12 protein-coding genes are annotated in these 13,440 nt (G+C 38.2%); 8 read left to right on the forward strand and 4 right to left on the reverse strand.

All coding sequences use genetic code 11. From position 1 onward, the window contains the following. The first annotated feature begins 4 nt into the window (after positions 1–4). The gene (locus tag CA2015_RS02620) at positions 5–1,366 is read left to right on the forward strand and encodes a hypothetical protein (protein WP_048640485.1); all 1,362 of its coding nucleotides are present in this window, start codon (positions 5–7) and stop codon (positions 1,364–1,366) included. 754 nt (positions 1,367–2,120) lie between these two features. Here the strand turns inward: CA2015_RS02620 and CA2015_RS02625 are convergent. From CA2015_RS02625 to CA2015_RS02640, 3 genes are all read right to left on the reverse strand, one after another. Next, positions 2,121–4,151, reverse strand: a complete 2,031-nt coding sequence (locus CA2015_RS02625) for an LruC domain-containing protein (protein WP_048640486.1) — start codon at positions 4,149–4,151, stop codon at positions 2,121–2,123. 346 nt (positions 4,152–4,497) lie between these two features. Further along, on the reverse strand, positions 4,498–5,298 hold the full coding sequence (locus CA2015_RS02630) for a DUF6503 family protein (protein ID WP_048640487.1): 801 nt from the start codon (positions 5,296–5,298) through the stop codon (positions 4,498–4,500). A gap of 419 nt (positions 5,299–5,717) precedes the next feature. Next, on the reverse strand, positions 5,718–6,464 hold the full coding sequence (locus CA2015_RS02640) for a TrmH family RNA methyltransferase (RefSeq protein ID WP_048640489.1): 747 nt from the start codon (positions 6,462–6,464) through the stop codon (positions 5,718–5,720). 50 nt (positions 6,465–6,514) lie between these two features. Between CA2015_RS02640 and tamL the strand changes: the two genes are divergently transcribed. Genes tamL through CA2015_RS02655 form a run of 3 tightly spaced genes read left to right on the forward strand, consistent with a single transcriptional unit; the run spans position 6,515 to position 10,410 of the window. After that, positions 6,515–8,899, forward strand: a complete 2,385-nt coding sequence (gene tamL, locus CA2015_RS02645) for a translocation and assembly module lipoprotein TamL (protein WP_240477921.1) — start codon at positions 6,515–6,517, stop codon at positions 8,897–8,899. 23 nt (positions 8,900–8,922) lie between these two features. Then, a complete protein-coding gene (hemF, locus tag CA2015_RS02650) occupies positions 8,923–9,828 on the forward strand; it encodes an oxygen-dependent coproporphyrinogen oxidase (RefSeq protein ID WP_048640491.1) in 906 nt (301 codons plus the stop codon). Between the two features lie 3 nt (positions 9,829–9,831). Then, complete coding sequence (locus CA2015_RS02655) at positions 9,832–10,410, forward strand: phosphatase PAP2 family protein (protein WP_048640492.1); 579 nt, start codon at positions 9,832–9,834, stop codon at positions 10,408–10,410. A 1-nt stretch (position 10,411) separates the two neighbouring features. Here CA2015_RS02655 and CA2015_RS02660 read toward each other — a convergent pair whose 3' ends face one another. After that, positions 10,412–10,999, reverse strand: coding sequence for a riboflavin synthase (locus CA2015_RS02660; protein WP_048644316.1), 588 nt, complete (start codon positions 10,997–10,999; stop codon positions 10,412–10,414). A gap of 292 nt (positions 11,000–11,291) precedes the next feature. Between CA2015_RS02660 and CA2015_RS02665 the strand changes: the two genes are divergently transcribed. From CA2015_RS02665 to CA2015_RS02680, 4 genes are read left to right on the forward strand one after another with little or no spacing between them, the layout of a single operon-like run. Further along, the gene (locus CA2015_RS02665) at positions 11,292–11,948 is read left to right on the forward strand and encodes a protein-L-isoaspartate(D-aspartate) O-methyltransferase (protein WP_048640493.1); all 657 of its coding nucleotides are present in this window, start codon (positions 11,292–11,294) and stop codon (positions 11,946–11,948) included. Between the two features lie 13 nt (positions 11,949–11,961). Beyond that, positions 11,962–12,501 (forward strand): acyl-CoA thioesterase, encoded by a 540-nt coding sequence (locus CA2015_RS02670; protein ID WP_048644317.1) that lies wholly within the window; start codon positions 11,962–11,964, stop codon positions 12,499–12,501. Between the two features lie 37 nt (positions 12,502–12,538). After that, entirely contained in the window at positions 12,539–13,096 is a 558-nt protein-coding gene (locus CA2015_RS02675) for a hypothetical protein (protein ID WP_048640494.1), read from the forward strand. A 4-nt stretch (positions 13,097–13,100) separates the two neighbouring features. After that, a complete protein-coding gene (locus CA2015_RS02680; RefSeq protein WP_048640495.1) occupies positions 13,101–13,424 on the forward strand; it encodes a DUF3817 domain-containing protein in 324 nt (107 codons plus the stop codon). Positions 13,425–13,440 lie beyond the last annotated feature (16 nt).

Below are 13,440 nucleotides of genomic sequence, written 5' to 3' on the forward strand. Positions count from 1 at the left end.
GTTCATGAAAAAAATATTAACACTCCTTATAGGTTTATTCTTTTGGGTATCGGTTTATGCACAGCAAGATTCCACGCTGTGGAAACCAACCTTAAATGTAGGACTTCGCTCTTATTTTATGCGTACTTCCTATTGGGAGGATTACAAAAATGACTACGCTTGGGGACAAATGGCTAGAATAGCTTTTACTTCCAAATTGCCCCATCACTTTCAAGTACAAGCTGAATACTTGGGATTTCTCAACATATTGAGCTCAGATCTTAGTGTCTTTGATTCCAGAGTTTCAAATTTGAACCGCTATGAAGTGGGGTTGTTTGATGTAAACCATTTGGATAAAACTGTTTTTGGCAAAATCGGCAACCTTCACCTTGATTACTTGCGGGACAACTTTCAGGCAAGCTTGGGTAGGATTGAAATAAACAGCCCTTTTATCAATGCCCAGGATGGGAGGCTGAGTCCCACATATGTGGAAGGACTCAACTGGAACCTTAGGGTAAATCCGCGGATTTCTTTTGCCCAGCATTTGATTACAGGAATATCTCCGCGATCTACAGGAAATTGGTTTGATCTGGGAGAAAGCATAGGTATGTACCCAGTAGGGCGCGATGAAAACGGGCAAGGTTCCGATTATTCCGGAAATACCAGATCGGATTTTATCAATATACTGGACTTAAAATTCAGACTTAATTCGGCCTCTAGCCTTATTTTAAACCATACATTGGTCAATAATATTTACAGTGCTTACCTGGCTCAATGGGACAAAAACTGGGAATTGCCTAACAGTTCCTTCCAGTGGATCACAGGCCTTCAAACAACTATACAACATGGAATAGGAAATGGCGGGAATGAGGATATAGCCCTGAGGTATAAGAATCCTGAAGATTTCCACTGGATACTTAGTGGAAGAATCGGGATAAAATCAGAAAAGAGCTTATGGCATATCAATTACACCAAAATGCAAGGTGAGGGACGCTATTTAAGTCCTAGGGAATGGGGAAAGGATCCATTCTATACCTTTATACCTAGGGAAAGAAATGAGGGACTCGGGCAGGTAGATGCGCTCAGCACCTATTTCCAGCATGCTTTTCCTAAAAAGTCCTTACAATTGTACAGCTATATGGGTATGTATTTTTTACCTGATCCTGCAGATGCAACAAAAAACAAATATGCCATGCCAAGCTATGCACAGGCTAATCTTGGCCTTCGGTACAATCCTAAAAAATGGATAGAAGGCTTAAACCTACATTTGATATTAATGGGCAAAACGGCTTTGAACCAGCAGGACCTCCGCCCTGCTTGGGTGTACAATAAGGTCAATCTTTTCCACACCAACCTGATCCTTAATTATACGTTTCCTGGTAATTAATCCATTAAACCCGGATTTTGTAATAGAATTTCTCCGTCCTGACAATAGTCAGGGGTGAAGCCTGTTCCGTGTTTACGGGAAGTGTTGCAATCACAAGAAAATCAGGCTGTTTGGAAATCTTAGTATAGCACCGCTATGGTGAAATTGAAAACAGCAACGAAGTGGCTGATTTTAAAGCGATTTCAGCACGTAATAGAATGTCTATTGCATATTTCGGGTTAAATTCTCCTGTGTCATTTTATTACCGCAATGATATTGTACCTACGACTAGTGGCTATAAAAAAAATCTAGACCAAAACTAGCCGCCTTATCCCTCTATTACTCTGACATAAAATCAGGTAATCCTTACAACGGAGTAAATCATCGATACACATCCTTTATAACTAGGATTATGCAATAGGATGCGTTATAGCCTGTTCCGTGTTTACGGATAGTGGTGTAATTACAAGATAATCAGGCTATTTGAAGACTGAGTCATAGCATCGCTATGATAAAGTCGAAAACAGCAATGAAATGGCTGATTTTGAAGTAATTTCATCGGGCAATAGAAGGTCTATTGCATATTTCGGTTTTAAGGGTAATTAAGGTTAGCACAAGCAAAACATTTATTTTACTTCCCGAAATCCTTACGGAATCAATACACATCCTATACTATTATAGACCATTACTTCCTATTTCATGAATTAACCCGCTACAAATCAAAAAAAGCCTTCCCATATAATGGAAAGGCCCTTTTATTATTTCTTGTTTGTTCTTATTTTTTATAAATGGCATCCGAGTTTACCTGTCCATCAGAATCCAGGTACCAGTCTAGATAAGACATTCCACCAGATTTTGCCCATTCAGCAAACCTATTGTATGCTTTTGTGAAATCCACTTTTTCCTGTGTATAAGAAATACTTTGAGGAATGTGAAGTGCCCAATTGAACCCTTTATTGCTTGTATAATATTTACCTTCACCGATAGCACTGATATCATCTGCTGTATTGAACCACTCTGTATCCATCAGGTCTGTTGGTTGTTTGTTCATAAGGTGAACTTCTCTACCTCTGTCCTGATTGATGATCATAAATGGATTATAAGGTGCAGCACCCAAATCAGCTTTTCTTATTGACTCTTTGAAAACGATTTTTACAACTAGGGTGTCGGCTTCATGTTGCGCATTTTCAGGGTTGACATTGGCCATGATCGGTAATTTATCATTTACATCATCCATAATAATCACGGTCGCCAATTTCTGCCCTTGCTCTACGCCACTTGACAAAGTTTTGATTGTCCCTGTTTTCAACCTAGTACCTTCTACACTCAGAACCTGATCAGAAGACACTCCCAACTGAATTCCAAAGCCATTGCGGTAGCCAGCACCTGTGGCGCGCACTACTGTAATCAAGTTAATCTCTTTGATACGGTTATTCCCGTTTGATATTTCGTTGATATTGTAATCTATCACCAAATCATTCAAGTCATAGTCACCAAAGCTTGGCCATAAGTCTTCAAACAACAGGGTCCCAAAGGTATTTTCTCCTAGAGAATAGTTATTAAAAGCCCTTTCAGCATCTTCAGGATATTCATCCTGGCTATCTGCAACGCCATCACCGTCTTTGTCCTTCTCATCAGAATCAATAGGAACGTAGTCAGATAAATCCACACTTGTAATAGGGTTCCAAGAAGCATAAAACATCACATCATTGAAGTCATGGTCACAACCGTTAAAATCCCTGCGAATGTCTTCCCAACCCATTAGGAGTATTTGCTCTGTGGCATCGTATAAAAACACCATTTGATCCCTTAAGTCCTCCTTATTGTTAGCTGTATTTAAGTCTTTATCTGCATAAAAAACACCATTACCATAACCTAGGCCACCTTGCCAGCCGTTTGAAATCAAAAACCAACCGATATAAGTATCTTTTTCAAAGGCTCCATCTTTTGGGCCTACTAATTTGACTTTGTCTCCAGGGCTTAATACACCTGCTTGAGCATTTGGAAAAATTATGGTTTTGTTCTTGATATCTGCAGCGGTTTTAGGTGCTTCCCCCTCCTTGTAATAATAATAACCAATGGCATTTCTATAACTTCCGCCTGTATGCACATAAGTCACCCACACTTCAGCATCTTCACTTACAAACAATTCCCTTTTGTACTTCTCATTTAAAGCTTCAGGATTTGATGATCTAATGTCCTTTCGTTCCGGGAGACTAGAGTTGATATTCTTCAACAATTGCTCAGAAATTTTGTCTGCTTCTATCAAATATTCAGGTTTGCCATTGCTCTTCCATGATCCAAGGGTAAGAAAATCTTCATTGATAGAAGCCGTTCTTAAATTTGCTTTTACCTCATCCGTTGAGAAATATTCATCAGGTAAAATACTTGGATTGGCAGCATCATAAATATAGTTGACACGTCCTCCTGAAACTGGCACAATGGCCATTGGTTCTACACCTATGTAATCAGAAGTCACAAATACCTGTTTTACATAGCTTGGAAGGTCTAATGTGGTGGCAGCACTACCCTGCTCATCTAAACGAACAGTCTGCAATAACTTACCTTCTTTCTGAGGGTTGCCATTGTATATTTTATAGACCACATTTGATATTGGTGTCTTATCCCTGCTAACAGCAGAAAGATTGAAGTCAACTGAAGTAGTAGTAGAAAAATCAAAATTTACCGGGATATTCAGTCCAAGGTTATCTTCTGGAATTACTGTTTCAGAGATTTCATTGATAGGATCGCAGGCAAATAATGTTGCCACAATTCCAAAGATCAGAAATAAGCTATTATTTTTCATATCTATAAGTTTTAAAAATTTCTCTTTTCGTATGATACAAATGTATATAGAAAGAGAGCCGAATAGGAATAAACTCGTTAGACAGGGGTTTCCAATAGGTAAAATCAATATTTCAGAAGGTGAATTGAATTATCACTAGCTTTAAATTTAATCCGAATATAGGTAGGTGCAGTCTATTTCGAGATTGGGTCAAAGGATAATACTTATGATCCTAGTTTGGTGATTTCCATCAATCAATAGGGTTGATGGAAAAATAGGGGTGTATGCATAAAAAAACCAGCCCGGAATTCTTCCCAAGCTAGTTTATATCTTAAAATCTAAACAGATTTTAAGCAATTAATGATTGTTATTTATTATCTTCTGCTACAATCGCATTGGCTGGAATGGAATAAAAACCTTCTGGTTTGGCCTCTTTGGATAAGCTAATATTTTTAAAATCAACCCTGCTCCTTTCCTCTACTACAACTCCTTCTTCAATGTTATACCAAGCAATCGAAGTAGGCAATAGGACTCCATCTACTTCTGCCCATTTATCATATCTGATAAAATTGGCTGATTCTGGCTTTTTATCAGTTCCAAAAGTTGCCTTATAGGCAAGCCAGGCCATTTTGGATGTTTCAGTATCATAATACAGATAATATTCATCGCTAGAAGAGTCACCTACCCCAGAATTAAAAGTGACTTTAATACCACTATAGTTCTTACCCAGTATCTCCTTGTCCTCTGTTTTCTTATAATTCAAACCAGGATCTGCAAGTACAAATGGCATGGCGTAAAAATAGAACATGAGGTTGTGCCTAAACAGAGGATTACTTTTATATTCTCCTTCTTTGTTCAGGGACCATGCTTTTTCTCCATCAAAACCAATATCATAATCAGAGGTGATTGTCTTGTCCATACGGCGGTGCAAATCGATAATTTGTTGTTGGCCCTCGCCGGGATCACCAATCTCATACATTAATGTCTTTTCCTTTTTCCATTGATCGATACCGCCGTGGGCTTCAAGTACTTTGGCAAAATCAGATGGATAATCGTTGATCGTCATTTCTTGTTTTGTAGCCTCTGAGGATTGCCCCTTTTGGTTTTGGGATTTTTCCTGACAGGCAGTAAAGGCTGACAGAAAAACCACTATAATCAACTTGTTCATAACTTAAAGTTTGGTTTTTATTTAATTGATATGTTTAGAATTAAATCTAAAATTACCGTTTATAGTTTTGTCAATAAGGACGCGATGACACAAAGTTATTGGGCTTTGTTTTTGGTGAATTATTCCGCTTATTTTAATCAACATATCCCCTTAGTACAGCAGAATCTTGTAACACAAATAAAATATATTCTGGGCCTTGGTGCTTATTTTCAATTGTCTATAAAAAGGCACTGATTCATGACTCGTCCTGTATCCCTAAATTCTGGCGAAAAATGAAAAACTTAAGGAATAATATTCAGATCAAATTGGGAATAGTGTTTTTACGAAAAGTATGAAATTTAAGTTTACTTTTTTTGAATTGGTAAAACTTAGTTCTGAACCAGCAGGAATAATTAATCTCTAAAAATGAAAAATATCATCTATTGCATGTTTCTTTTTAAATTGTCACAAAGGACAGCCGTTGCGATGGCAACATTTAATGATTCAGCCTTTCCAAAGGCGGGAATGGTCAATTTTTGGGTAACAATATTTTCCATCTGCTTAGAAATCCCATTGGACTCATTCCCCATAAGTAATACTCCTTCTGCTGCATCAGTAAGTTGATGCACGTTCATTCCCTCCAAAAAAGCACCATAAATTGGAATACCTGATCCCTTGAGCTTATTGAACAAATCAACATATTCAAAATTCATCCTAGTAAAAGAACCCATGCTTGCATTCAATACTTTTGGATTGTAAATATCTGCTGTATTTTCTGACAACAACAGTTTATTTATCCCATACCAATCAGCAATTCGAATGATAGTCCCTAAGTTTCCTGGATCTCTAATGTCGTCCAAAGCAAGGATCAATTGCCCTTTCTCTAAAACCAGCGGCTTATTTCCTTTCACTTCAGCAACAGCAAGTGCCTGATCATTAGAAGAAAAAGTACCCAACGAAGCCAACTCTTTGGGCTTGACCATAATTTTGATTCCTGCAAAAGTACTGAGCAGTGATGCGTTTTCTTCTTGGAATTTTTCTGTACAAAGCAAATGACTAATCGTGAAATTTGAAAGCAACAATTCCGTTACATTTTTAGCTCCTTCCACAAAAAATGCACGTTCTTGTTTACGGAATTTTTTCTGGTGCAAGGATTTAATAAACTTAACTGTATTTTTGCTTAGCATTAGTCGCGAGTGTTGTTGTGAAGAAGACCAAATATATAAATTTTCTTTTTTTGATCCATTTGTTATGGAGTTGTTCATTGACCAAAGGCCTTGAGGAAAATGAGCTATTGCTAACAGATGTAAACACCCAAGGCATTAATAAAAGTAATGCTGAGGCAATTAAAGCGCTTATCCAACAAAAGCCAAATACCAAAATTCCCCTATTAAACATTTCACCAGGTGTAATGCTATACAATCTGGGCCATGCGTTTTATGACAGCAGCAAGCTTGCTGAAAAACAATACCAAACCAAACAGGAACTCCGAAAAACTTCAGAAAAAATTCGCCAAGGCAGTACTTCCGGAAAAGTTGAAAAGAAGTACAATAAACTAAACAGTAAAATTAGTAACCTTGAAAAAAAACTGGAATATGGCAATTGGTTTATGCGAACAGGAAATCCCAAGGTGATTTTGGACAGTAGCAAGACAGCCACCTCTCGGCAGCAAATCTCAATTTATTTACAGAACAACGGTTTTTTTGATGCCACAGTAGCTACAGAAATTGACAAAAAAGCAAAAAAGGCAAAAGTTAACTACCTGATAAATGAAAACAGTCTATACAGTATTGACAGCTTAATAAATACCACTGCAGACACAAGTTTGCAAGGTTTGCTGAAAGAACATCAAAAATATTCCTTCTTAAAAAAGGGAGCACGGTACAGCCAAACCAATGTTACAAAAGAGCGGCAAAGAATAGAGGATTTATTAAAAGCCAATGGCTACTATACTTTTTCCAAGTCCTATATTGAATACAATGTTTACAAGGACACCCTTGAAAAGCATGTGGTGATCGAACAAATCATCCAAAATTCAAAGGAAGGAGAAAATCACCAGGTATACACAATAGACTCAATCACTTTTACGATTGCTCGTCCCAATGAGTTGATTCAGGACAATCAGGTGCTAACTACTTGGAAAGACATTAGGTTTTCCATGTATCAAGATAGATATTCTGAAAAAATAATCAGCTCGAGGATTTTTCAGGAGAAGGGTGATTTGTACAATAAAAATGCAGTCATAGAAACCCAACGGCAATTGGCTAACCTGGACATGTTTAGGTTTGTCAACATTTCCTTTGACACTTTAGGTAATAGTATCACTACAAAAATCTTCACCAGACCCAACCAAAAATTTCAAATAACCAATCAATTGGGAGCCAGTGTAACGGAACAACTCCCTGGGCCCTTTTTCAGTCATTCCCTTCGAAACAGGAATATTTTTAAAGGCCTGGAAATATTTGAATTTAACTTTCGTGCTGGCTTGGAAGGAGTTGCTTCTGCTACTACAGAGGGAGGGGTGTACAGAAGTCGTGAACTATCAACCTCAGCATCTATTATCTTCCCGCAGTTTCTGGTACCTTTTAATTTTGGTACTTTGGAGAAATTCGGGCAATACAATCCTCGAACTAGAACACTACTGGGTTACAGTTTCGTCAATCGACCTGAATATGTAAGGGAGGCATTAAATACAATTCTCGCTTATACCTGGGCGACCAGAAACCTAAAGCAACAATTTTCTGTCAGCCTGCTTGATGCGAACCTTATTCGTTCCAGCCTGGATTCTTTGTTTCAGGACCGCTTGGAAGAAATCCAAGACCAAGGCAATAACCTGATCAATTCTTTTCTCCCCTCCTATGTAAGTAGTATTTCAGGACAGGTCATCATCAATTTTAACCAATACGGACTATTCCAGAAAAAGGAAGCTTCACTGTGGCGGCTCTTCGCAGAGAGTGGGGGGACTACCTTCAATTGGATAGATCCAAAACGCTTTGGGGACAAGGATTTAAACTATTTCCAATTTCTAAAATTTCAATCTGATTTTAGAAAATACATTCCCTTAAACAATAGGAGCACCTTTGCTTACCGTTTGAATCTCGGATTGGCAAAGCCCTATGGCATAAGTGGTGGTGTTTTGCCTTATGAGAAATACTTCTTTGCAGGTGGTAGCACAAGCATCCGAGCTTGGCAACCCCGTAGGCTTGGGCCAGGAAGTTTCACACCTGAAACAAATGAAGATGGCACTTTCGATTATCGATTTGAACAACCTGGAGAAATATTATTTGAAGCAATGTTCGAATACAGGAGGAAATTGTTTGGCTATTTTGACGGCGCTATCTTTCTAGATGCCGGCAATACCTGGACCTTTGCAGTGGATCCCTCACGAGAAGGAGCAGAATTTAAGGCCAACCGATTTTATAAAGAAATCGCAGTAGGAACAGGCATTGGCTTAAGAATGGATTTTGAATTTCTGGTTTTAAGATTGGACATGGGAATAAAAGCATATGACCCTGCCAGACCTGAAAATGAACGTTTTATTCTAGATAAGCTTTCCTTAAAAAACCCATTGGGAGAGCCTGGACAGCAAGTATTCAATATAGGTATTGGTTATCCTTTTTAACACTTATCAATTACCCAGTTAACATGGAAAAAGAAAACAAAGAGATTATTGCGGAAAAATTCCGTAAGATACAGCAACATATTTGTGAAGCTTTAGAAAAAGGCGATGGCCCAGGTAGGTTTGAAACGGATAACTGGGAAAGAGAACAAGGTGGAGGGGGAACCACAAAAGTGCTGACCGAAGGACAGGTTATCGCAAAGGGTGGTGTGGCCTTCTCTGCTGTACACGGACCTACTCCGGAAAAGATTTTAAAAAAACTGGCACTAGAAAAAGCAGATTTTTTTGCCACAGGTGTTTCTATTGTCATCCATCCCAAGAGCCCAATGGTACCTATAATTCACATGAATATCAGGTACTTTGAAATGAGCGATGGCACTTATTGGTTCGGAGGAGGAATAGACTTAACACCTCATTATATAGATCAGGAGGATGCCAAATATTTCCACCAGCAACTCAAAGAACATTGTGATGCTTTTGACCCTAATTACTATGATAAATTCAAAAAGTGGGCAGATGACTATTTTTACATTCCTCATAGGAAGGAAACCAGGGGTATAGGAGGAATCTTCTTTGATAGATTAACTGCCAGCGAAGAAATGCCTTTTCCGAAATTGCTCTCTTTTGTTGAAGGTCTGGGTTTTTTATTCCCTAAAATCTATTGTCATTACATGGAGAAAAATGCAAATCTTCCCTATGGAGAAAAAGAACTCAGTTGGCAAGCTTTGAGGCGTGGCAGGTATGTTGAGTTTAATCTGGTGTGGGATGCTGGAACTAAATTTGGATTGGACACGAATGGCAGAACTGAAAGTATACTGATGAGTATGCCTCCAATGGCAAATTGGGTATACAATCAGCCACCAGCCGCTGGGACTAAAGAATCAGAAACGCTACAACTATTGAAAAAAGAAATTAACTGGGTTAAAGCATAGCAAATGATTGAAAGTATTATTCATTGGGATGAGCAATTTTTTCTTCTCTTAAACCACCTTCAAGCTTCCTGGCTGGATCCGGTAATGTTGGCGATTACGGGTAAGTTTATCTGGATTCCCTTGTATTTATTTTTACTGTTCTTAATTATTAAAGAATACAAAGGCAGTAGTGTTTGGTATATTGTTGGGTTAATATTGGTAATAGTCATGGCAGACCAGTTTACCTCTGGTTTTATGAAACCCTATTTTGAAAGGTTACGTCCTTGTCACGACCCACGTTGGCAGGACATTGTAATAAATTATTCAGGTTGTGGAGGCCTATATGGTTTTGCCTCCTCCCATGCTGCAAACACTTTTGCTCTGGCTGCTTTTCTACAAAAAGTAGGAAAAAAGAGCATTCCAGGGTTTCGATGGTTATTTCTATGGGCGTTTGTTGTTTCCTATTCAAGGATTTACCTTGGCGTTCACTACCCTTTAGATATTTTCGTTGGTGCCTTGGTAGGCATATTTATAGGTTGGCTAGTCTTTGGGCTTATTACAGAAGTAAGAATACTATGGAAAAAAAGAGAATCCATGGGTTAGGTTAATATCCCTTTAGAATCCTGTGAATGTACTTCCCTATCACATCGAATTCCAAATTCACAGTATCTCCCTGCTTTAGCAAATGAAAATTAGTGTTTTCATAGGTATATGGAATAATGGCTACACTAAAAAGTCCCTCTTTAGAATTGAAGCAGGTCAAGCTGGTACCATTTACACATATGGATCCTTTTTCTACTGTGACATTCCCCTTACCTGCTTCATAGGAAAAGGTAAAAACCCAACTTCCATCTATGGACTCAACGGAAAGCAATTCGCCTGTCTGATCCACATGTCCTTGAACTATATGTCCATCAAACCTACCATCTGCAGGCATACATCTTTCCAGGTTTACCAAATCCCCTTCCTTTAATCTTCCAAGGTTGGTTTTTTGAAGGGTTTCATCTATTGCCGTCACTCTATACTCATTGGTGTTTACAGCTACTACTGTTAAACATACTCCATTGTGACTAAGAGATTGGTCTATTTTCAGTTCTGAAGCGAGAGTACTTTCCATATCAAAATGGATATTGCTACCTTCTTTGGTTATGCCTTTGACTTTACCTATGGACTCGATAATACCTGTAAACATATTCCTATTGCTTTGATGACCCTTCAGCACGAATAGGTCATGGTTAACCTTATAATTTTAAATTAATTTCAGAAATTCTTTTTATCTAAAGTCTATCTCTTTCAGCAGAACTACAATATGCTTTTGCTTCGAGTGCAAGTGACTATTTGTATTGTCGGCTTCTCTATTTCAAGCAAGCTTAAAATCTGCCTCAAACTCAAATACCTGCTGATATATTCCTGTTTCAATGGCAAAGTAAGGCATTTTTAGCATTAACTTAGCAAACCAAACGGTATATGACACGCTCAAAATCATGTTAAAACTGGAAGACAGCTACTTACATAAGGGAAAAAGAAGAGAGTTAATTAGAACATTGCGTAACAAGGGCATTAGCAATGAAGCAATATTGGAGGCTATTAATAATGTGCCTAGACATTTCTTTTTTGACTCCGCCCTACTTAGCCATGCCTACGAAGACAAGGCATTCCCTATAGGTGAAGGCCAAACAATTTCTCAACCCTACACTGTAGCATTCCAAAGTGAACTGCTAAACGTTGTTCCGGGAGAAAAAGTACTTGAAATAGGTACCGGATCGGGATATCAGGCAGGAATTTTGTATTGCTTAGGGGCGAAGGTTCACACCATCGAATTCAATAAGACATTGTACGAAAGAACAAAAAGATTTTTACCTAAAATAGGTGTAAGGGTAAAGCATTACCATGGAGATGGAAGTCTGGGATTGCCTGAACAAGCGCCCTTTGATAAAATCATAGTGACTGCCGGAGCTCCTGTTGTTCCTAAAACCTTGCTTCTTCAATTGAAAATCGGCGGAGTTTTGGTTATCCCTGTGGGTGACAGAAAGCAACAGCAAATGCTTAAATTAACGAAACAAACCAGTAAGAAGATTTTAAAAGAGACCTTTGACAATTTTTCATTTGTCCCATTATTGGGAGATGAAGGTTGGGAATAAAAATACAAGGCCCATGAAAGAAGCATACAAACACGTAAAAGACTCGGAGGTCATCATGACAGAGATGGTACTTCCAAATGACACCAATACATTAAACAACCTAATGGGTGGTAAACTTATGCATTGGATGGATGTGGTAGCAGCTATCTCTGCCCAAAGGCATTCTAATTCCGTTGTAGTCACAGCTTCTGTTGATAATATTTCTTTCAAAAACCCCATAGCCCTTGGCAATGTGGTCACTTTAAAAGCGCAAGTGACAAGGGCTTTTAATACTTCAATGGAAGTTTATATCGAGGTATTCGCTGAAGATATTCCTGCCAATAAAAAGTACTCTTCACACAAAGCATTTTTCACCTTTGTGGCAGTAGACGAAGAAGGTCTACCGGTAAAAGTGCCAGAGTTAAAACCTATCAGTGAGCAAGAAATGGAGTTTTATAAAGGAGCATTGAGAAGAAGGCAATTGCGCCTGGTTTTGGCAAAAAGAATGAATCCTCAAGACGCCACGGAATTAAAATCTCTTTTTGACTTGGACAAGATCGGTCAAAAGGAATAATTTTTGTAATTTGATAAATACGCCTACTGCTACTGATATGAATTTAACAGAATTGTCGTTATTCCTGACAGATGAACTCTTTGTGATGGAAGATGAAGTCAAAGAAAAGCTTGCTGTCAATAAAATGGCCTCTAGATTGGATTTGAGCACCTCTACGGAATCAAATCAAGTTAGTGAACCGGAGTCACCTTCATTGGCAAAAGAGCATGACCCTGAGCCTATTCCTTACGAAGGAGAATTCAAAAAATCTATTCTTGTCATCTATCAAGGAGAAGAGCTAAAAGAAAGCAACCGAACATTCCTTTTCAAGGTATTTGGTGCAGTAAACCTATCGCTCAAAGACATTGCCTTGGTTTCCGAACATTCCTTAAAAGGAAGCAATGAAGACCCTATAGAGCAATTAGATCCAGATAAAATGATCATTTTTGGAACGATCTACCATCCACTAATGAGTCTAAAGAAAGACAGTTACCACATCGTTGAAGAATCAATGGCTTATTTCTTTGCCGATGATTTAGATGGACTAGAAAACAACGTATCCTTAAAGAGGAAACTTTGGGACACCCTACAAGTATTTTTCAGTATAAAACAATAGTAAAATGACGAATGAAGAGCGATTAAACATTTTAAAGCGATTTAGAATAGTAAGTATAACAGAAGGTATTTCCATGCTTGTTTTGGTATTCATCGCAATGCCATTGAAATACATATTTGATTTGCCTACAATGGTGACCTATGTAGGTTGGATACATGGAGTTCTTTTTATGGTTTACATATTGGTCATGTTCCCCACTTCTAGAAAATTAAGATGGCATTTCCGAATTGCATTGATGGGCTTGATAGCTTCAATCCTACCCTTTGGTCCCTTTTTATTTGATAGGAAATTAAGAAAACAAGAGCATATATTAGAAGATAAAATCTAATTAGAGGCCACCTAAT

It is taken from the genome of Cyclobacterium amurskyense (assembly GCF_001050135.1).
Lineage (GTDB): Bacteria > Bacteroidota > Bacteroidia > Cytophagales > Cyclobacteriaceae > Cyclobacterium > Cyclobacterium amurskyense.